Here is a 20,153-nt window from a genome sequence, read left to right as displayed (position 1 = left end):
CTATTGTGAGATGGGGCGGGGGTGGAGGATTTCGGCCCCTAGGCGGCGTTCTATCAGGCGGGCGATATCCAAGGTGTCGTCGATGGTGTCCGGCGTGGCGATCAGCTCTATAACCGCCGCTTCCGGCTCCAGCGTGCGGACAACCGCGAGGTATTCGCACGATTCCACGATGGCGTGCACGTCGGCGATGGCGGAGGGGGGGCAGAGCATGATGACGCGCCGGGCTTCTACGGAGATGCGCGGCGGAGCCAGTTGTTTGCCCATAGGTGTGATAAAGGTTAAACTAGCGCGGATAATGATGCAACAACTGTTAAGGAGCTTGAGTCCCTTTGGGACACAACACGGACAAGAGTGTCCGTGCCACCAAGGTCGGCCCTACGGGCCGATGTACACAATTAATTGTGTACCTACCGCGTTCAAAAGCGGAACCGGGCGTGCCACCCTACGGAAGCTTCTGCCGCCGCTGCTGGCGGTGGCGCTGTTCGCCGGGTCATGCGCGCCGGTGGCGGGCATCCGCAAGCAAAGCTACAAAGGCCCCGCTCCGCGCGAAAAGGCCGATGTGGCGTCCTATTACAGCGCGCGGCACGACATCCCCCCCGATCAATGGAAGTGGAAAGATAGCACCCCCTATAAGATAGACGGTGTGACGTACTACCCGCTGGCCGACGCCGAGGGGTATGAGGAGAAAGGCACCGCTTCGTGGTACGGGCCCGATTTCCACGAAAAGCCGACCGCCAACGGCGAGACCTACAATCAGGACGCGGTGACCGCCGCGCACCGGACGCTGCCGTTCAACACGCTGGTGCTGGTGGAAAACCTCGATAACGGACGCTCGGTGGTGGTGCGCGTCAACGACCGCGGCCCGTATGCCAAGGAGCGCATCATCGACCTGAGCAATCGTGCCGCCACGGAGATAGGGATGGTCGGCACCGGCACGGCGCGGGTGAAATTGACCGTGAAATACGCGGTAAAGAAGGATGAGGTACCCGCCGCCAGCGAATCCTACCGCGATCCCACCGACGCGAAAACCCCGGCGGGCGAAGACGGGAACGACCCCGGCCGCGGCTTTTTGCCATTGGGAAAGAAAAGGCGCGCCGCCGAGAACGCTCCCGCCGCCGATGCCCCCGCCGAGCCGAAAAAACACCGGAGCTACTCCGGCAAGATGATGCGCGATTGATCCGGTGGCGCGGACACTCCTGTCCGCGATGGCCGCATAGCGGCCATGACAGCAAACTGGAACTTGCGCCCTCAAGGGCGCAACACGGACAAGAGTGTCCGTGCCACCTAAATAAGAGGACGCCACCAAATCAAGAAGAGCGGTTCCGCAACGGCCCGCCGCTGTGGTAATCTTTATCCCCTATGAACCAGCGGTACGATTTTAAAGGGATAGAGGCCAAGTGGCAGGCGCATTGGGCCGCCACGGGAGCGGACAAGGTTTCCACCGACACCTCCAGGCCCAAATACTATTGCCTGGAAATGTTCCCGTATCCCTCCGGGCGGATACATATGGGGCACGTCCGCGTGTACACCATCGGCGATATGCTCTCGCGCTATTTCCGGATGAACGGCTACAACGTGCTGCACCCGATGGGGTGGGACGCCTTCGGCCTTCCCGCCGAGAACGCCGCCATCGAAAAAAAGACGCATCCCCACAAGTGGACGCTTTCGAACATCGCCAACATGCGTCAGCAGATACGCGCGATGGGAACCGGCTACGACTGGGACCGCGAAGTAACCACCTGCCTGCCGGATTACTACCGCTGGACGCAGTGGTTCTTCATCCAGTTCATGAAAAAGGGACTGGCCTATCGCAAGGAGACGTTCGTCAACTGGTGCGAAAGCTGCCACACCGTGCTGGCGAATGAACAGGTGATAGATGATACCTGCTGGCGCTGCGATTCGCCGGTGGTGCAAAAAGAGATGCAGGGGTGGTTCCTCAAAATCACCGATTACGCCGACGAGCTGCTGAAAGACCTGAAGCTGCTGGAAGGACACTGGCCCGACCGCGTGCTCACCATGCAGCGCAACTGGATAGGGCGCAGCGAGGGGGCGCGTGTCACGTTTAAGATTGATGGCGCGGAGGGGGGCATCGAGGTATTCACCACGCGGCCCGATACGCTGTTTGGCGCGACGTTTCTCTGTCTCGCGCCGGAACATCAGTTGGTCAAAAAGCTGGCCGCCGGAACCGCGCAGAAAGAAGCCGTCAACATCTTCGTCGAGCAGGTGGCGCGGATGGACAAGATTTCGCGCACCAGCGACGACGCGGAAAAAATGGGGGTCTTCACCGGGCGCTACGCCGTCAATCCCGTGAACGGCGAAAAGCTGCCGATATGGGCCGCCAACTTCATACTGATAGATTACGGCACCGGCGCTATCATGAGCGTGCCGGCGCACGATACGCGCGATTTCGCCTTTGCGGAAAAATACAACCTCCCCATCCGCAAAGTGATCCTGCGCGAAGGGGAAGATGCCGCCGCGCCGCCGGATGAAGCGTACTCCGGCGACGGCGTGATGCACGCCAGCGGCCAGTTCACCGGCATGGAGAACCGCGCCGCCATCACGAAGATAAACGCGTGGCTGAAAGAAAACGCGGCGGGGGATGCCGCCATCAGCTACCGCCTGCGCGATTGGGGCATCAGCCGCCAGCGCTACTGGGGAACGCCGATTCCGGTTGTCCACTGCCCGACGTGCGGCCCGGTGGCGGTTCCCGAAGAACAGTTGCCCGTGTTGCTGCCGACGGACGCCGACCTGCTGGAAGGAGGGCGCTCGCCGCTGGGCCAGCTTGAATCATTCACAAACACCGCCTGCCCGCGGTGCGGCGGCGCGGCCCGGCGCGAGACCGATACGATGGACACCTTCATGTGTTCGTCGTGGTATTTCTTCCGCTACGCCTCGCCCGCGGCGGCGGCATCGGCGGGGGAGAAAAAAGACATCGACTACTGGCTGCCAGTGGACAAATATATCGGCGGCATCGAGCACGCCATCCTGCACCTGCTCTATGCGCGGTTCTTCAATAAATTCGCGCGCGACATCGGTTTCACCGCCGCGCCGGAGCCGTTCAAGAATCTCCTCTCGCAGGGGATGGTTATTAAAGACGGCGCGAAGATGAGCAAGAGCAAGGGGAACGTGGTCGATCCGGACGCCATTTTGTCGCGCTACGGGGCGGACGCCACCCGCATCTTCATTCTCTTCGCCGCGCCGCCGGAGCGCGATCTGGAGTGGGACGACAGCGGCATCGAAGGCTCGTACCGCTTCGTGCAGCGCGTCTACCGGCTTTTCCACAAGTGGCTGCCGGAACTGAAAGCGGAACAGAAAGCCGGAGTGGAGCTTTCGGAAACGGGGAGGGAACTCCGCCGGATGCGGCACGTTACCATCAAACGGTTTACCCACGACATCCGCGACCGCGAGCAGTTCAACACAGCCATCGCCGCCGGCATGGAACTTCTGAACTTTCTCTCCGACTATGCGCCGGAGACCGGCGTCGACCGCGCCGAGTTGCGCGGCACGCTTATCGATTACCTCAAGCTGCTGCACCCGTTTATGCCGCACCTCACGCAGGAACTGTATGGGGAATTCGGTCACGCCGAATACCTCACCACCGCCGCGTGGCCGAAATACGACGATGCGCTCACCGCCTCCGCCACCATGACCATCGTGGTGCAGGTGCGCGGCAAGGTGCGGACAAAGCTGGAAGTGGCGCCGGATACCGCCGAGGAAGAGCTGAAAAAGCTGGCGCTCGCGGACGAAAAAGTGCGCCAGGCCATCGGATCCGACGCGGTGAAGAAGATCATCGTGGTTCCGGGCCGGCTCATCAACGTCGTCCACTGACCGGCGGGGGCGCGATTAAAATCGCACCTACCAAAACAGCCCCATTCCTGCCAAAATAGCCGGATGAATTCCCTGGAACAGAAAAACCAACTGCAAAGCTATTTCGATATGCTGCCCGACCAGATCGCCCTGCTGGACGAGGCCGGTAACGTGGCGATGATGAACGCCGCCGCCGCCAAAGGCATGGGGATCGACCGTGATGCCGCAATCGGCAAACCGCTGGACTTCGCGCTGATGGCCCCGCGCTACGGCGAAAAGATGGCGCGCTTGCCGGATTTCCTCGCCGCGGTGATGGCGGGGGAAGTGGTGCAGAGATTTGAAACGGCCAGCCCCGCGCCGGACGGCCCGGTGTTCGCGGTATCGCTCCAGCGGGCGGCGAACGAGTGCTGCTTCAGCGGCGCCCTGTTGACCATCCACGATATGACGAAACGCGCCAAAACGCGCAACGAGCTGCTCAAGCGCAACAGCGAGCTGACCGAAATCCTCGCCGTCAACCGCACCATCATGGAGATCAATTCCGCAATTCACTCCGGCTCCACGCTGGATGAGATGTTCGAAATCATTTTCGACCAGCTCAAGCGGATCATCCCCTACGACAGGATCGGCCTTTCGCTGCTGGACGAAAAGCTGGAGTTTATCGCCGTTGCCAAAGTAAGGTCGGATAATCCCATTCTGCTCCCCAAAGGCTACCGGATACATCTCGCCTCCACCAATCTGCCGGCCCTGTTGAACCCGGCGGCGTCCTGGCGCGATGCGCACTCGGTAATGGCGGGGGGAAAGTACCGCATCATTTACGACCTCAAGGAGTACGTTGTCGACAAGAAGCGTGACAGCCACTACAACGCCACGCTGCTGAAGGAAGGGATACGCTCCAGCCTCACCGTGCCGCTGTATGTGGAGGGGAAGCCGACCGCCATCCTCTTTTTCTCGTCCCGTACGCCGGGCGTGTATACCCCCGAATACATGGGGCGGCACTACGATACCTGCATGAAATCGCTGGCCGCCGTCCAGGAAAACCTGGCGGTGGCGCTGGAAAAATCGCTGACGATCACCCGCCTTGAGGAAACGAACCGGCGGCTGGAGGAACTGCTGGCGATGAAGGACGATTTTCTCTCCATTGCATCGCATGACCTTCGCTCGCCGCTGACCGCCATCATCGGCTTCGGCAAAATGATGGCGGAAAAAACGGTGGTGACCGAAATGCAGCGCAGGGGATTGGAGATCATGGTGAATTCCGCCGGACACCTGTTGACGCTGGTGGACGACATCCTGGCGCTGGCGAAGACGAACGCCGCCAGCATGGAGGTGAATCTCGCCGCCACCACCGTAGGCGATATCCTGCTGGACTCCATCTCCGCCATGTCCTTCAACGCGCACAACAAGGAGATCGTGCTGGAGCACGTTCCGCTCACGCCAAGCCCCGAACTGGCGCTCGACCGCTCCAAGATATTCCAGGTGTTCAATAACCTTATCAGCAACGCCATCAAATTCTCGCCGGTGGGGGGGACGGTCATTCTGCGCGAAAGCGTGACGAACGGTTCGTACCGCTTCGAAGTGGAGGACAGCGGCCCCGGCATCAGCGGGGAGGACCAGAAAAAACTGTTCACCAAGTTCGTGCAGGTGGGGGACGAGGCGGCGAAGGCGAAAGGAACCGGCCTCGGGCTGGCCATCTGCAAGATGATCGTCAATGGGCATGGCGGCGATATCGGCGTGGGCGGCGAGCTAGGCAAGGGGGCCGTGTTCCACTTCACCCTGCCGCTGAAGGGGAAGGGGAATGCCGGGGATTAGCCACGCCCGCGGGGCGTTGGCCGCCGCGAAAAGCGTGGTGGCGCTCACCGGCGCGGGGGTTTCGGCCGAGAGCGGCGTTCCCACCTTTCGCGGCGAAGGGGGGCTTTGGAAAAATTTCCGCGCCGAGGAACTGGCCACCCCCGAAGCGTTCGAGCGCGACCCGCGCCTCGTGTGGGAGTGGTACGATTGGCGGCGGCAAAAGATCGCCCCGCTGGCGCCGAATCCCGGCCACCACGCGCTGGCCGCGATGGAAAAGAGGTTCGGCGATTTTTTCCTGGTGACGCAGAATGTGGATGGCCTGCACCGCGCCGCCGGAAGCTCGAAGCTGGCGGAACTGCATGGCAACATCTGGTTCACCCGCTGCGTGGAGGAGGGGACGGTGCGCGAAAACCGCGATGTGCCGCTTGCGCCGTTGCCGCCGCGCTGTTCCTGCGGGGCGCTGCTCCGTCCGCATATCGTCTGGTTCGGCGAAGCGCTGGATCCGGACGTGCTGCAACAGGCGATGGATGCCTGCCGCGCCGCCGACGTGATGATCGTGGCCGGCACCTCGTCGGTGGTGTATCCGGCGGCGGGGCTGGCGGGGCTGGCGAAGGAGGCCGGGGCGTTTGTGATTGAAATAAACATTGAAGAAACTCCCGCCAGCGGGATGGTGGACGTCCATCTTTCCGGCCGGTCGGGGGAACTGTTGCCGAGGCTTTTGGAGTAACCGGTGACGATACTGCTGGCCGTAATCGGTCTTTACCTTGCGTCGGGCGCGGCGGCGCTGGCGCTGTACAAAACGCCGGCGCTGGCGAACCGCGCCAGCGCCGCCGGTGCCGTGGCGGCGGGGCTGCTCGGTTTTACCGCAACCTGTTATATGTTGCTCAAGCCGGCCGAGCGGAGCGTTGCCATCGGCTGGAACATTCCTTACGGCTCGCTGAACATGGGGGCCGACGCGCTGACGCTGTTCTTCCTCCTGCCGGTCTTCGGGGTCTCCGCCTTGGCGGCGGTGTACGGCTTCGGCTGGCTGGAGCGGCGCGGTTCCGTCGTTCACCCCGCGCCCGCTTGGTTTTTCTACAACCTTATGGCGGCGGGCATGGCGCTTGTCCCGCTGGCGCGCAACGGCGTTTTTTTCCTCTTTGCGTGGGAGCTGATGTCGGTTGCATCATTCTTCCTTGTGATGATGGGGGAGCGGGATGCGGAGCAGAAGGGGGCCGCGCGCCTTTATCTGCTGGCGATGCACACCGGCGCGGCGCTGCTTTTCGGCGCGATACTGTATCTCGCGCAAGGGCGGGGAACCGCCGATTTCGGGGCGATGCGGGCCGCCACGCCGCTGGAGATGGGGATACTCTTCGCGCTCTTTGTCATCGGCTTCGGGACAAAGGCCGGTTTCGCGGGGCTGCACATCTGGATGCCGCGCGCCTACCCGGCCGCCCCGCCGTTCGCCGCCGCATTGATGGCCGGGGCGATGGGGAAACTCGGCATTTACGGCATTCTCCGTTTCATCCCGATGCTCGGCGCGCCAGCCCCCTGGATGGGGTGGACGCTGGTGGCCATTGGCGCGGTATCGGGAGTTGCGGGGGCGCTTTTCGCGCTGGCGCAAAGCGATATGCGGAAACTGCTGGCGTACTCCAGCGTGGAGAACATCGGCATCATCACGATGGGCGTTGGTTTCGCGCTGCTGGGCGCGGCTACGCGGTATCCCGCCATGGCCGCGCTGGGCGCCGCCGGGGCGCTGTTCCATGTGCTGAACCACGCCATGTTCAAAAGCCTGCTCTTCATGCAGGTTGGTTCCGTGCGGCTGGCGTGCGGCACCGCCGCCCTGCACCGGCTGGGGGGGCTGTATAAAAAACTTCCGTGGACCGGCAGCCTGACCCTCATCGGGGCCGCCGCCATCTGCGGTTTGCCGCCGCTCTCCGGCTTCATCAGCGAGTTCACGGTGTTCCTCGCCGCCTTCAAGGGGCTGGCCGCCGGCGGCACGGGACTGATCCTGCCCGCCGTCGGCGCGGCCGCCGCATTCGCGCTGATCGGCGGGCTTGCGGCCGCCGCGTTCGCCAAGATGTTCGGGGTGGCGTTTCTCGGCTCTTCCCGCGAACAGCTTGACGCAAAGGTGGAAGAGCCGGGGCTTGCGCTTCGCCTGCCGGGGACGATCCTCGCGGCGGTCATGGTGATCGCGGCGTTTTATTCCCCGTGGATTGTGCTGCTGCTGAAAGCGCCGTTGGTGGAAGTTGCCGCCGGACTGGGCGGCGTGCCGCGCGCCGCGCTGGAGGGCGGCCTGCTGGATGCGCTGCAACCGCTGCTCGGCGTGGTTCAGGTATTGATGATTCTCGCGTTGTTGCTGGGCGCGGCGGCGTATCTCCGTTACCGGCTGCTGGCGGGGCGGAAGGTGGCGCGGACGGTTACCTGGGATTGCGGCTATGCCGCGCCGGGGCCGCGGATGCAGTATTCGGCGTGGTCGTTCGCCGCGCCGCTGGCGGAGTTTTTCGACAAGATGGGGATGGCGGAAAAAACCGTCAAGGCCGACAGCTCTTATTTCCCCGCCGCCGGTGAAATGACGGTGCAAATTTCAGACCCGGCCACGGAGCGGGGTTACGCGCCGCTTTTTTTCGGCCTCAACCGCCTGCTGGCCCGCGTGCGGCGGCGGTTGCAAGGCGGCGTGCATTTCTACATCCTGAATATCGTGGTGGCGCTCCTCATCCTCCTCCTCGTCTGGAAATTCCTGCTGTAAATCCCTTTCCCCGGTGGGATACGCATTCTTGCGTGTCGTTGGCCCGCGAGGGGGAACCTTTGAAAATATTTTTGTGTGCGACTGAAGTCGCACCTACTTGAGGATGCGGGAAAAATCAGGCGGGTGGGATGAGGGCGGCTTTCAGCGCTTCTTTTATCTCTTCCATCCGTTCGGGGTTGGTCACCTTTTTGCCGTCCGCTTCCGAGAGGTAGAAGGTGTTGAGCGCCTTGTGCCCCTCGACGGCGATGGTGGCCGAGACGATATCCAGCCCCGCGTTGCTGATGGCGCGGGCCGAATCGAACAGCAGCCCTATGCGGTCGCGCGACACGGTTTCCACCACCGTGTGGGAGAACGACACGTCGTTGAGCACGCGCACATGCGGGTCGACCGTCACGGCGTTTTGCCCGCCGAGAATGCGGGTGCGCCCTTTCAGTATTTCGTCCACCGTTTTTTCTCCCGCCAGCACGCGGCGCATTTCCCCCTCCACGCGCCCCCAAAAAGCGTCGTCGCCTATCGGCTGTCCGCTGGGACCGTGTACGCGGAAGAAGTCGAACGCCACCCCCTCGGCGTGCGTGAGGATGACCGCTTGGAGGATGTCGATGTTTTTCGAGGCAAGGGTGCCGAGCGCGTTGTAGAGCAGCCCCAGCTTGTTTTTCGATACCAGCGTGATTTCCCCCGGATCGGTGGCGGAGACGAAGCGGTGCTGTATCACCGGCGCGCCGTCTCCCCGCATAAAGGCCGTGAAGAGGGCGGCGTCGCGCTCCACATCCTCCGGCGAGCGCATGAAGAAGTATTTGTCCGGCATCCCTTTGACGAAGCGGATGACCTCCGGCGTCATTTTTTCCGGCGGCAGGAAACGTCCCGGCGCCAGCCACTGCATCGGGTCTTTCCCCTCGAAGTAGGTGGCCCCCAGCGTGAAAAGCTCTTTCAGCAGCGCCCCCTTCCACGAGTTCCATATGCCGGGGCCGACGGCGCAGGTGTCGGCGTAGGTGAGCATGTAGAGGCGCTTGAGCGTTTCGTCGTTTTCCACCTGTTCGGCGAATTCGATGACGGTGTGCGGCTCGTGGATGTCGCGTTTCTGCGCCACGCTGTTCATCAACAAATGCTGCCGCACCAGCCGTTCCACCGTGGCGGCCTCGTCTCCGGTGTAGCCGATGCGCAGGAGGATGGCGGGATCGATCCGCTCTTCGTGATGGCCGCCCGTTCCCTTGCCCAGGTCGTGCAGCAGCAGGGCCAGCCGCACCAAATCCTTGCGCGGCTCGGCGATGTACAGGGCGCGCAGCAGGTCGCACTCGGGGCGTTCGTTCCGCTTGAGGTTGTCGAATTCGAGAATGGCGCGGAACGAGTGGCCGTCCACCGTGAAGCGGTGGTAGAGATCGAACGGGGTGAGGTAGCGGATGGAGTGGAATTCCGGGATGATCGCGGTGAGCAGCTTGCAGTCGCGCATCAGCTCCAGCGCCTTGACCGGGTCCGGCATTTCCAGAATGCCGCGCAGGCCGGTACCCAGCGCCACCGGGCCGGGACTCTCCCGCTTCCAGAGCCGGCCGATTTCGTCGAGCATCCGGCGCAGGCCGGGGGAGGGCCTCAGCTCTTTTTCCACCATCAGGCGCAGCAGGGTGAAGAGCGTTTCCGGTTTGGCGGCCAGGTCCGCCGCCGTGAGGTCTTTCACGAATATTTCGTCTTCACCCGCGAAGATGTTGGGGGCGAGCATTTTGTGGCGGAGCTTCAGGAAGAACATCTGGGTTTTGGTGCGGTAGCGCATCGCCTGCGCCCGCACGCTCTGGCCGAAGCGCAGCACCGTGTCGGCGGCGCGGTAGTAATCGTGCATCATGCGGATGACGGGGGCGTCCCCCCCGCCGGTGAAGCCAAGCCGTTTCGCCACGCGCGGCTGCAGGACGTAATCGAGCAGGTTGTGCGGCCTCCCGGTCAGAAAATGGATGTCGTTGCGCAGGCGGAGGATGAAGTCCACCGCCTCGGTGACGGCTTTTTGCTCGGCGGGATCCATCAGGCCGCGGCCGGCGATCTCCGCGATGCCGCGCACGCCGTAGCGGGCGGCGGCCACCCAGAGGGCCGTGTGGTAGTCGCGCAGCGCGCCGGGTGATTCCTTCACGTCCGGCTCGGTGAGCAGGGGCGTATTATGCCATTTGCCGTGGCGCAGTTCGCTTTCCACCCACTTGTCGCGGACGAAGCGGTCCACCTGGTTGCCCATCGCGTTTTTGGCGAACTGGTATTCAAAGCGGCCGAAGACCTCCCGGTCGCCGAGCAGGAAGCGGGACTCGATCATGCCGGTTTTGCTGATGAGGTCGGTCTGCGCGATGCGGAGGCAATCGGCGATGGTGCGGGTGGAGTGCCCCACCTTGAAGCCGAGATCCCACATCATCGGGATGACCTTGCCGGGCAGCGCTCCTTCGGCGTTGCCGATTTCCTTGTCGTACAGGAAGAGGAGGTCAATGTCCGACCAGGGGTTGAGTTCCTCCCGTCCGTAGCCGCCCAACGCCGCGAGCGCGAAGGGAAGGGCGGAGCTTTCGGGGGCAAGTTCGGCGAAGAGCTCTTTGATGATGCCGTCGGCCGAGCCGGCCCAGGCGCGGCAGATGTCGAATCCGCCGCCGCCGGCGTTATGGCGCGCCTCCAGCGCGGCGCGCGCGTCTTTTATTTTTTCGCTGAATGCGGCGCGCGTCGTCATCGCTTTTTTCTCATTTTCACTTCCGCCAGCGTCGCTTTGACGGTCAGCGGTTTCGTTTCGCGGACGAGGGTAACGGTGACCCGCACTCCCGCCGGCAGCGATAATACCGCTTTTTTCAATTGCGCGTAATGGGTGATTTTTTCCCCGTTGAAGCCGGTGATTACGTCGTTTGGCTGGATGCCGGCGGTTTGGGCCGGGCCGCCGCGGTAGACCCCCGTCACCAGCGCGCCTTCGCCCCCCTCGATGCGGAGGTGCCGGGCCGCCTCGGGCGTGAGGTCTTGCGCCGTTATCCCCAGCGTTCCGCGGCGGATACGCTCGCCGGCCGCCAGCGGCGCCATGATATCGATGGCGATGTTGACCGGCACGGCGAAGCCGATGCCGGCGGCGTCGCTCTGGATGGCGGTGTTGATGCCGACCGCTTCCCCGTTGATGTTGATCAGCGGGCCGCCGCTGTTGCCGGGGCTGATGGCGGCGTCGGTCTGGATGAAGTCCTCCATTTCGATGATGCCGAGGTCTTCGCGCTTGACGGCGCTCACAACCCCCGCCGTGAAGGTTTTGCCCACGCCGTAGGGGTTGCCGACGGCGGCAACCCATTCTCCCGGTTGCAGCGTTTCGGAGTTCCCCAGCGGCAGGACGTGATGGCGGTAGTCGGCCCGTATTTTCAGCATCGCCACGTCGCTCGCCGGATCGCTCCCCAGTATCCGCGCGTCCTGTTCGATCTCGCCCCGGTGGGCCACCCGGACGATGATCCGGTCGGCCCCGGCGATGACGTGGTGGTTGGTGAGGATGTATCCGCGCTTGTTGATGATGAAGCCGCTGCCGGAGCCGCTCCCTTCATACCGCGGCTCAAGGCGGCTGTGGATGTAGGCGGAGAGCGCGCCGTAAAAGCCGAGGTTGCCGCTGAGCAATGCGGAGAACGTGGGGCGGGGTTCCGCCTTGAGGGCGTAAATGTTCACCACCGCCGGCAGCGCCCGCCGCGCCACAGCCGCCATCGCCGGCGGCGCGGCGGCATTCGCGGTGGGAGCGGGGGGGGGAGGCGTCCGGCCGCAGGCCGCCATCATGGCCGCCGTCAGCAGAAGGACAACCCCCGTTTTCAGCGTTCCGGTTTCCGGGCGGTTATGAGGCCGCTGATGCCGAATGTCAGCGGCGCGACCGTTACATCCACAAAGCCGCATTTTTCAAAAATCTCCTTAAGGTGCGCGCCGCCGGGGAAGTCCATCACCGATAGCGGCAGGTATGTGTACGCTTCCGGATGGCCGGAGACAAGCCGGCCGATAAACGGGAGCAGCCGGGTGAAATAAAAAAGGTACAGTCCCCGCGCCAGCGGGTTGGGCGGGGTGGTGAATTCCAAAATGGCGATGGACGCGCCCGGCTTGAGCACCCGGTTGATCTCGCGCAGCCCCGTGGAGAGGTTGGCGAAATTGCGGATGCCGTAGGCGCAGGTTGCGCCGTCGAATGTGGCGTTGCGGAAGGAGAGGTTCAGCGCGTCGCCCCGCCCCAGCCGGATCGTTGTGCCTTTGACTTTGGGCAGCCCCATAACCAGCATTTGGTGGGCGAAATCGACGCCGACCACGTTTGCCTTCGGATTTTGGCGGAAGATTTCCAGCGCCACGTCGCCGGTGCCGGTCGCCACGTCGAGGTATACGCCCCCCGCGCGCGGGGCGAGTTTTTTTATGGCGGCGGTGCGCCAGCGTTGATCGATCCCCATGCTGAGCAGCCGGTTCAGCAGGTCGTAGCGCGGGGCGATGTCGCTGAACATCCGCTCTATTTTCGCGGCGTCTTTTTCAACCATCCCGTAATGATGGCATATTTGCGGCGGCAAAGGGGATTGGATTTTTTAAGAAAATCCCGGCGGCGGGAATATAATAAATCACAGGAAGGAGTTTTCATGGGACGGGACAATTCGTACGACGCCATCGTCGTCGGCTCCGGCATCGGCGGGCTTGCCGCCGCGGCGGCGCTGGCGAAGCTGAGCAAGCGCCGGGTGTTGGTGCTGGAGCGGCATTTCCAGCCGGGGGGGCAGACGCACGCATTTGCGCGCCGCGGACGTTGGCATTTCGACGTCGGCCTGCACTATGTGGGGCAGATGGCCCCCGGGGAGACGGCGCGGAAGGTGATGGATTTCCTCACCGGCGGCCGGGTTGCATGGAACCGGATGCCGGAGACGCTGGAGAGGTTCATCTACCCCGATTTCACCTTTACGGCGCGGGCCGATCCGCGGCAATATCTGGATGACCTCGCGGCGCGGTTTCCCGCCGAGGGGGATGCCCTGCGCCGCTATTTCCGCGACGCCAAAAATGCGGGTCTCTGGTACGGTTTCCGGCCGGTTGCGGACGGTTTTCCGCGGCCGTTGAAGCTTGCCGCGCGCGGCGCATATGCCCTGCTCGGCGGCCTTGCGCGGTTGACCACGAAAGAATACCTTGACCGGCATTTCAGGGACGCGCGGCTGAAAGCGTTGCTCGCTTCGCAATGGCCCGATTACGGCCTTCCCCCTTCGCAAAGCTCGTTCGGCATGCATGGCATGGTCGTTACCCACTATCTTAAAGGCGCGTGGTATCCGGAAGGAGGGGCGGGAAGAATCGCCGCCGGGATTATCCCGGAGATCGAGCGCGCGGGGGGGCGTGTCCGCACCGGGGTGAATGTGACGCGGATTATCGTGGAAGGCGGCGCCGCCACCGGCGTCGCGGCAATCGTCGATGGCGCGGAGGAATCGTTCCACGCGCCGCTGGTAATATCGGATGCGGGGGCGGTGAACACCTACTGTTCGCTCCTCCCGCCCGAAGTGCCGGTACCCTTCCGGCGGGAATTGGCGGCCTTTCCCGCCGGCTCCAGCGCGTTCGTCTTGTATCTTTGCCTCAAGGATTCCCCCGCGCGGCTCGGCTTCGACGGCGGCAACACCTGGGTATTTGAATCATACGATCACGAGGAGATGTTTTCCGCCACCGGCGCGGAAGACGGGCCGATGATGTATTTCCTTTCCTTCCCCTCGCTCAAGGATCCGAAGGCCGTGGCGCATACCGGCGAGGTGGTGACGATGGCGAATTACGATGAGTGGAAGCGGTGGGCGGGCCGCGGCTGGCGGAAGCGGGACAGGGAATACTACGCCTTCAAGGAGGCGCTTGCCCAAAAGCTGCTGGCGAAGGCCGAGGCCCGTTTTCCCGGCTTCAAGGAACTGGTGGCGCATTACGACGTTTCGACGCCGCTCACGATGGAATATTTCCAGGGGAATCCGGCGGGGGCGTTTTACGGCATTCCATGCGTGCCGCACAGGCCGCTGCAACCTTGGTCACGCCCCGGCACGCCGGTGAAAAACCTCTATTTGGCCGGCGCGGACGTCATGAGCCCCGGCATCGTGGGGGCGATGATGGGGGGCATTATGGCGATGGCCGCCACCGAAGGGGCAACCGGCATGATGAAGGTGATGGGAAAGATCATGCGCGCCGCCTCGCCGCTATCCCAATAAAAACGTTATTAACCACGAATGGCACGAAGAGCACGAATAACCAAAAATAAATTTGCTTTACTGTTTCCCGATCTCCCCATTCGTGTCCTTCGTGTCATTCGTGGTTCATCTTATTTCGGAAAAGAAATCATTTATAAATGCGCTGCGCGCGGGGGCCGACGCCGAGGCGGCAGAATATTTCGTAGGGGATGGTGCCGGCAAGTTCGGCCCAGTGCTCAGCCGATGTTTCGGGAACGCCGCCGTCCAAGACGATCACTTCGTCCCCCGGCGCGGCGGAGGGGACGCGGCTCAAGTCCACCATCACCATGTCCATGCAGACGTTGCCGACGATGGGAACCGGCTTGCCGTGAACGAGGAAGACGCCGCGGTTGGAAAGGAGGCGGTTGACGCCGTCGGCATATCCCCCCAGAACGACGCCGATTTTTTTCCTGCGCGGGGTGACGTAGGTGGCGTTGTAGCCGACCCCTTCCCCCTGCGAAATTTCTTTCACGCTGATGAGGCGGCTGGCGACGGTCATAACCGGCTTGAACTCAACCCCCTTTGTTTCGGAAGGCGGCGCGCCGTAGAGGGCGATGCCGGGGCGGACCATGTTGTAATGCGCGTATTTGTGGTTGAGGATGGCCGCGCTGTTGGCGGCGTGGATGTAGAGCGGCTTCAACCCCGATTTTTTCACCATTTCCAAAACCCCCTCGAAACGGCGGATCTGGTGGTCGGTCTGCGGCGATTGGACGTCGCCGGCCGACGCGAGGTGGGTCATTACTCCTTCGACGTGGATGTTTTTCATTTTGGCGATCTGCGTCACGGCCTCGGTGGCATCGTGCAGGGTGAAACCGAGGCGGCTCATGCCGGTGTCGAATTTGAGGTGGACGGCGATTTTTTTGCCTTCCTTCTTGCCGATACGGTTAAGCTCTTTGGCAACCCCCAGCGAAAAGACCACCGGCGTGAGGCGGTACTTCACCGCTTCGGCGGCATCTTCCGGAAAAATGCCGTCCAGCAGCAGCGCCGGAGACGCGATTTTTTCGCGGCGCAGCGCGCGGCCCTCTTCCAGCGCGCCGACGCCGAGCATCGGCGCGCCGCACTTGAGCGCTTCGCGCGCCAGCGGGATCATGCCGTGGCCGTAGCCGTCCGCCTTGATGACGGGGAGGATGGCCGCGTTGGGGGCGAGCGATTTGACGGCTTCGAGGTTGTGCCGGAAGGCCGCCAGGTCGATGCGCACGTTGAGCATGGCCGCTATTTTATACTGATTGCGCGTGAAATATGGAGTGATTCGGCAAGAAAAAACACCTCCCCTTTTCAAGGGGAGGCGCAGGAGGGGTTGGGATAGCTTGCACCAATCCTGTTTTATAAGGAGAACGGCTATTACTTTAACCCCACCTTAATCCTCCCCTCAAATGAGGGGAGGAAACTTCGGAATCGGGGATTATTCCTGCGAGGCTTCGAAATCCGGCTCGTCGAATGCCGGGTTGTCGAAGCGGGTGCATTCCTTGTTGAACGCCAGGTGCACGTCGCCGATGGGGCCGTTACGCTGCTTTGCGATGATGACCAGCGCCCGCCCCTGCGCCTCCACCTTTTCGGGGGAGTAGTACTCTTCGCGGTAGACGAAGCAGACGAGGTCGGCGTCCTGCTCGATGGTGCCGGATTCGCGCAGGTCGGCCAGTTGCGGCCGCTTGTTGGGGCGCTCTTCCACTTTGCGCGAAAGCTGCGAGATGGCGACGACCGGGACATCCAGTTCGCGCGCCAGCCCCTTGAGGCCGCGGGTGATCTCGGCGATTTCCTGCACGCGGTTTTCGGATTTGAGGCGGCCGCTCATGAGCTGCAAGTAGTCGATGAAGATGATGTCCAGCCCCTTGTCGGCCTTCAGGCGGCGCGCTTTCGAGCGGATGTCGAGCACGGTCTGGGCCGGGGAGTCGTCGATGTGGATTTTCGAGGTGTAGAGGTGGTTGGCCGCGGTGGTGATCTTGGGCCAATCGTTTTGCGAGAGGAAGCCGGTGCGTATTTTGTGCATGCTGATGGAGCTTAACGATGAGATCATGCGCAGCACCAGTTGCATGGCGCTCATTTCCAGCGAGAAGAAGGCGACGCTTTTTTCCTGCTCGATGGCCATGTATTCCGCCATGTTGATGCAGATGGCGGTTTTGCCCATCGAGGGGCGGCCGGCCATGACGATGAGGTCGCCCCCTTGCAGGCCGGCGGTCTTTTCATCGAATTTCTTGAAGCTGGTCGGGATGCCGGTGATCAGTTCCTTGCGGTCGAACAGTTTTTCGACGTTCTGGATAGATTCGTTCACCACCGTTTTGATGTCGCGGAAGCCTTTGTTGACGCGCTTTTCGGCGATCTCGAAGATCATCGATTCGGCGCGGTCGATCACCATATCCACCTCCTCGCAGTCCTCGTAGCCGAGGGTGACCACTTCGGCGGCGGTGGTGATGAGGCCGCGCAGCAGCGCCTTTTCCTTTACGATGCGGGCGTGGACGCCGACGTTGGCGGCGGTGGGGATCAGCTCCATCAGGCGGGCCAGGTAGTCGAGGCCGCCCGTATCGTCGAGCTGTTTTTTCCTGCGCAGCTTTTCGCTGACGGTCATCAGGTCTATCGGCTCGTTCGCGTTGAAGAGATCGATGAACGCGGCGTAGATCAGCCGGTGGGCCGGCTTGTAAAAATCCTCGCCGTTCTGCACGAATTCGACGGCGCGGGGCATCGCCTGGTTGTCGAACAGGATGCCGCCGAGAACCGACTGCTCGGCCTCGATATTATGCGGCGGCACTCTCCCCGGCCCGGGCATGGGCATCGGGCGCGGCGAGAGGTCGCTCGGCATGGCGCGGGGTTACTCCGCCGCGCCTTCCGCCGGTGCTTCTTCGGTCAGTGCTTTTTCTTCGGCTTCGGCCTGTATTTCCACGGTGACGGTGGCGGTCACTTCGGGGTGGACTTTTATCTCCACCTTGTGTTCGCCCACGGTCTTCAGCGGCATATCGATGTGAATCTTGTGCTTGTCGAGGTGGAAATGGCGGTTGCCGATCAGTTCCTTGGCGATATCGGTCACGGTGACCGAGCCGAAGAGTTTCCCTTCCTCGCCCGACTTGCGGATGAACACGAGGCGCACTTTCGACAGCTCTTCGGCCATCTGCGTGGCGTCGGCCTTCAGGGCCGCCAGCCGCTTGGCGCGCTGCACCATGTGCTGTTCGATCACCTTCAGGTTGCCCTTGGTCGCCTCGATGGCGAGGCCCTGCGGCAGGAGAAAGTTCCGGCCGTAGCCGCCCTTCACCTTGACCTTGGTTCCAGCCTTGCCCAATTTCTCCACGTCTTCTTTAAGTATCACTTCCATTGGTATCCTCCTTTTCGCCTTTCGCAGGGCGTATTTTTCTGAAATCGAGCCACAGGTCGAACAGACCGAGGCCAGCCGTTCCCGCGATCATGAACGGCTGAAAACTTATTAAAATATAAATGGTCCACCGCAGAAAGCGGGGGAGCCGGCCACGCTCGAACCAGTGCCGGAGAACGCAAAGCCCCCCCATGAAATAGAGGGCGACGGTTACGATCAGCAGGTTCATCCCCACGGCGTGGGCCGCATCGTCCGGCACCAGCATCAGCCCGCCGCCGATAATGAAAAAAAACACCGTCTTTTCCGGTGGCGACCAGCGGTTGAGCTCCAGCGGACTCGCGGCCGGGAGCCAGCTCCAGCGGCTCCGGAGGGCCGCGTAGGCCGCGTAATTCATGAACATCGCCGACAGGTAGAGCACCGTCATCGCGCCGGGGAGCGCCCGCACCACCCAGAGGGCGATGGCGTCGCTGTTTTCCTTCAGCAGGGCTATCTGGTCGTCCGGCATTCCCGCCTTTTCGTACACGGCGATGGTTTCGGCCATCATTCCCTTCACGGCGGAGAACGCCGCGGCATAGAGTCCGGCCAAGTCTCCCTGTCCGGCCAACGCCAGCAGCGCCGTTGCCGCCATGGAGGCCGCGGCGGTGGTGAGCACCGTCGCGGTGAATGTTTTGCCGTTGCGTATCATGGTCGCCATCATCAGTCCCGCCAGTCCGTAGCTGAGGAAGTACACGGCGCCCGCCTTGGGTCCCATCAGCAGCCCGATCACGCCGGCCGAGGCGAGTACCGCCGCGGCGCCCGCCGGCGTTCCGTGGGTGAAGGCGTAATAGATGATCGGCAGGGGGGCGAAGGGGTTGAGCAGGCTTCCCAGCACCGGCACATACAGGATGGATAGAAACAGCAGCGCGCTTAAAACGGGCGCCGCCACCCAGCCCACGATGCCGCCGCGGGCGGTCATGCCCGGAGACGGAACCCCCCCGGAAGCGGCCGGTGAACTGGTGGCAACCATCGTTATCTCCGTATCTCCGTTACAGCGACATCGTGAACGGCAGCAGGGCGATGTTCCGGGCGCGCTTGATCGCCTCGGTCACCGAGCGCTGGTGTCTGGCGCAGTTGCCCGAAACGCGGCTCGGTATGATCTTGCCGCGTTCGGTGGTGAGCGCCTTCAGCGTTTTGATGTCCTTGTAGTCGATGAAGGTCACCTTGTCGGCGCAGAATCGGCAGACTTTGCGCTGCGGGTAAAGCTTTTTCTTTCTCCGTTTCGTGTTTCTCGGTCTCATGCGGTTGGTTGTCCTTTAATGTAAAAGTCGGTTTTTGTTTAGAACGGCACGTCGTCGTCCGCGGGCGCGGGCATTTCCCCCACGTCATGTTCCGGGGATGGGCGCGTTCCGCCCGCCGGGCCGCCGGCCCCCCCGCCCTTCGGGAGGAATTGCACGGTGGTGGCGGTAATTTCCATTTTGGAGCGTTTCTGGCCGGTTTCCTTGTCGTCCCACGAGCGGGAGCGGAGCCGTCCTTCGACGAACACCGGCGCCCCCTTTTTCAGGTAGGTCACGCAGTTTTCGGCGGTCTTGCCCCACACGTTGATGTCGATGAAAAGGGTTTCTTCCTTTTTATCGTCGCCGCTGCCCCATTTGCTATTCACGGCGAGGCCGAGCGTGGTGACGGCCTGGCCGCCGGGCGTATAGCGCAGCTCCGGGTCGCGGGTGATATTACCCATCATGAATACCCTGTTTAAACTGGCCATTGTTTATCCCCCCGCCCGGTTTAGAAGCGTCCGCCGCCACCCTCACGGCTGAATCCCATCGGGGCTTCCACGGTGGGGCGCAGCATCGTTTTTTCATGGTGACACAGCGTGATGTATTTGATGACCGATTCGTTGATCTTGAAGGCGCGTTCCAGCTTCGCCACGATCTCGCCGGGACCGGTGATGTGCAGAAGGGTGTAATGGCCGTAGCGGTGCTTGCCCACGGTGTAGGCCAGCTTCTTTTTTCCCCACTGTTCGATGTGGTCGACGACGGCCCCTTCCTTCTCCAGGAAAGTTTTCACCTCCTGGGTGTATTGGGCGACCGCTTCGTCGGTTTTTTCCGGTTCGAGAACATAGACGGCTTCGTACTTCGGCAAAAGTTCCTCCTTGTGGTTATTATAGCCCCCGCCACAACGGACGGGAGCAAGGGTTACAAGTTCCGCAAGGGGGTGACTATAGCACCGGCGGCGAAAAATTGCAATCGTTAGCCTTTTCCAATATGGAATGAGTCTGAAGGGGGGACGTGATTCCAACATGAAATGAGTCTGAAAGCTGTTCATGATAGGGGGATGAATACCATCATGAGCCTGAACGAGTTACAGAGCATTGACCAATTGAACCTGTTTC

The 20,153-nt window shown here is 62.4% G+C and carries 17 protein-coding genes; 6 read left to right on the top strand and 11 right to left on the bottom strand.

Annotation, left to right across the window (positions count from 1 at the left end; all coding sequences use genetic code 11):
• The gene (locus HZA03_11590; GenBank protein ID MBI5638599.1) at positions 1–210 is read right to left on the bottom strand and encodes a DUF4911 domain-containing protein; all 210 of its coding nucleotides are present in this window, start codon (positions 208–210) and stop codon (positions 1–3) included.
• Positions 211–385: 175 nt separating this feature from the next.
• Here HZA03_11590 and HZA03_11585 point away from each other — a divergent pair, with 175 nt between their 5' ends.
• From HZA03_11585 to HZA03_11565, 5 genes are all read left to right on the top strand, one after another.
• Entirely contained in the window at positions 386–1,177 is a 792-nt protein-coding gene (locus tag HZA03_11585) for a septal ring lytic transglycosylase RlpA family protein (GenBank protein ID MBI5638598.1), read from the top strand.
• Positions 1,178–1,359: 182 nt separating this feature from the next.
• Positions 1,360–3,828, top strand: a complete 2,469-nt coding sequence (locus HZA03_11580) for a leucine--tRNA ligase (protein ID MBI5638597.1) — start codon at positions 1,360–1,362, stop codon at positions 3,826–3,828.
• A 63-nt stretch (positions 3,829–3,891) separates the two neighbouring features.
• On the top strand, positions 3,892–5,616 hold the full coding sequence (locus HZA03_11575; protein MBI5638596.1) for a PAS domain S-box protein: 1,725 nt from the start codon (positions 3,892–3,894) through the stop codon (positions 5,614–5,616).
• Positions 5,603–6,322 carry an NAD-dependent deacylase gene (locus HZA03_11570; GenBank protein MBI5638595.1) on the top strand — a complete coding sequence of 240 codons (720 nt, stop codon included), beginning with the start codon at positions 5,603–5,605 and terminating at the stop codon, positions 6,320–6,322. Before HZA03_11575 ends, HZA03_11570 begins: the two co-directional genes overlap by 14 nt.
• 3 nt (positions 6,323–6,325) lie before the next feature.
• The gene (locus tag HZA03_11565; GenBank protein MBI5638594.1) at positions 6,326–8,323 is read left to right on the top strand and encodes a hypothetical protein; all 1,998 of its coding nucleotides are present in this window, start codon (positions 6,326–6,328) and stop codon (positions 8,321–8,323) included.
• Between the two features lie 115 nt (positions 8,324–8,438).
• Here the strand turns inward: HZA03_11565 and glnD are convergent, their stop codons facing one another.
• The 3 genes from glnD to ubiE are packed head-to-tail and all read right to left on the bottom strand — an operon-like array spanning position 8,439 to position 12,798.
• Positions 8,439–11,006, bottom strand: coding sequence for a [protein-PII] uridylyltransferase (glnD, locus tag HZA03_11560; protein MBI5638593.1), 2,568 nt, complete (start codon positions 11,004–11,006; stop codon positions 8,439–8,441).
• Positions 11,003–12,067: a trypsin-like peptidase domain-containing protein gene (locus tag HZA03_11555; GenBank protein MBI5638592.1), complete on the bottom strand. Its 1,065-nt coding sequence runs from the start codon at positions 12,065–12,067 to the stop codon at positions 11,003–11,005. The genes glnD and HZA03_11555 overlap by 4 nt, the downstream gene beginning before the upstream one ends.
• A 32-nt stretch (positions 12,068–12,099) precedes the next feature.
• Positions 12,100–12,798 carry a bifunctional demethylmenaquinone methyltransferase/2-methoxy-6-polyprenyl-1,4-benzoquinol methylase UbiE gene (gene ubiE, locus HZA03_11550; GenBank protein MBI5638591.1) on the bottom strand — a complete coding sequence of 233 codons (699 nt, stop codon included), beginning with the start codon at positions 12,796–12,798 and terminating at the stop codon, positions 12,100–12,102.
• 96 nt (positions 12,799–12,894) lie between these two features.
• Here ubiE and HZA03_11545 point away from each other — a divergent pair, with 96 nt between their 5' ends.
• Complete coding sequence (locus HZA03_11545) at positions 12,895–14,469, top strand: NAD(P)/FAD-dependent oxidoreductase (GenBank protein ID MBI5638590.1); 1,575 nt, start codon at positions 12,895–12,897, stop codon at positions 14,467–14,469.
• Positions 14,470–14,596: 127 nt separating this feature from the next.
• Here HZA03_11545 and alr read toward each other — a convergent pair whose 3' ends face one another.
• The 7 genes from alr to rpsF all read right to left on the bottom strand — a co-directional run bounded on the left by alr (position 14,597) and on the right by rpsF (position 19,903).
• A complete protein-coding gene (gene alr / locus HZA03_11540) occupies positions 14,597–15,694 on the bottom strand; it encodes an alanine racemase (GenBank protein ID MBI5638589.1) in 1,098 nt (365 codons plus the stop codon).
• Positions 15,695–15,889: 195 nt separating this feature from the next.
• Positions 15,890–17,254, bottom strand: coding sequence for a replicative DNA helicase (gene dnaB, locus HZA03_11535; GenBank protein ID MBI5638588.1), 1,365 nt, complete (start codon positions 17,252–17,254; stop codon positions 15,890–15,892).
• Positions 17,255–17,290: 36 nt separating this feature from the next.
• A complete protein-coding gene (locus HZA03_11530; protein ID MBI5638587.1) occupies positions 17,291–17,788 on the bottom strand; it encodes a 50S ribosomal protein L9 in 498 nt (165 codons plus the stop codon).
• A complete protein-coding gene (locus HZA03_11525) occupies positions 17,772–18,740 on the bottom strand; it encodes a DUF2232 domain-containing protein (GenBank protein ID MBI5638586.1) in 969 nt (322 codons plus the stop codon). The genes HZA03_11530 and HZA03_11525 overlap by 17 nt, the downstream gene beginning before the upstream one ends.
• A 70-nt stretch (positions 18,741–18,810) precedes the next feature.
• On the bottom strand, positions 18,811–19,062 hold the full coding sequence (locus tag HZA03_11520) for a 30S ribosomal protein S18 (protein MBI5638585.1): 252 nt from the start codon (positions 19,060–19,062) through the stop codon (positions 18,811–18,813).
• 38 nt (positions 19,063–19,100) lie between these two features.
• On the bottom strand, positions 19,101–19,526 hold the full coding sequence (ssb, locus tag HZA03_11515) for a single-stranded DNA-binding protein (protein ID MBI5638584.1): 426 nt from the start codon (positions 19,524–19,526) through the stop codon (positions 19,101–19,103).
• A 20-nt stretch (positions 19,527–19,546) separates the two neighbouring features.
• Positions 19,547–19,903: a 30S ribosomal protein S6 gene (gene rpsF, locus HZA03_11510; GenBank protein ID MBI5638583.1), complete on the bottom strand. Its 357-nt coding sequence runs from the start codon at positions 19,901–19,903 to the stop codon at positions 19,547–19,549.
• Between the last annotated feature and the right edge of the window lie 250 nt (positions 19,904–20,153).

It is taken from the genome of Nitrospinota bacterium (assembly GCA_016217735.1).
In the GTDB taxonomy this organism is placed as follows: Bacteria; Nitrospinota_A; UBA7883; order JACRGQ01; family JACRGQ01; genus JACRGQ01.
Note: the sequence above shows the minus strand (reverse complement) of the source record. Positions and strands in the feature narration are given on the sequence as shown.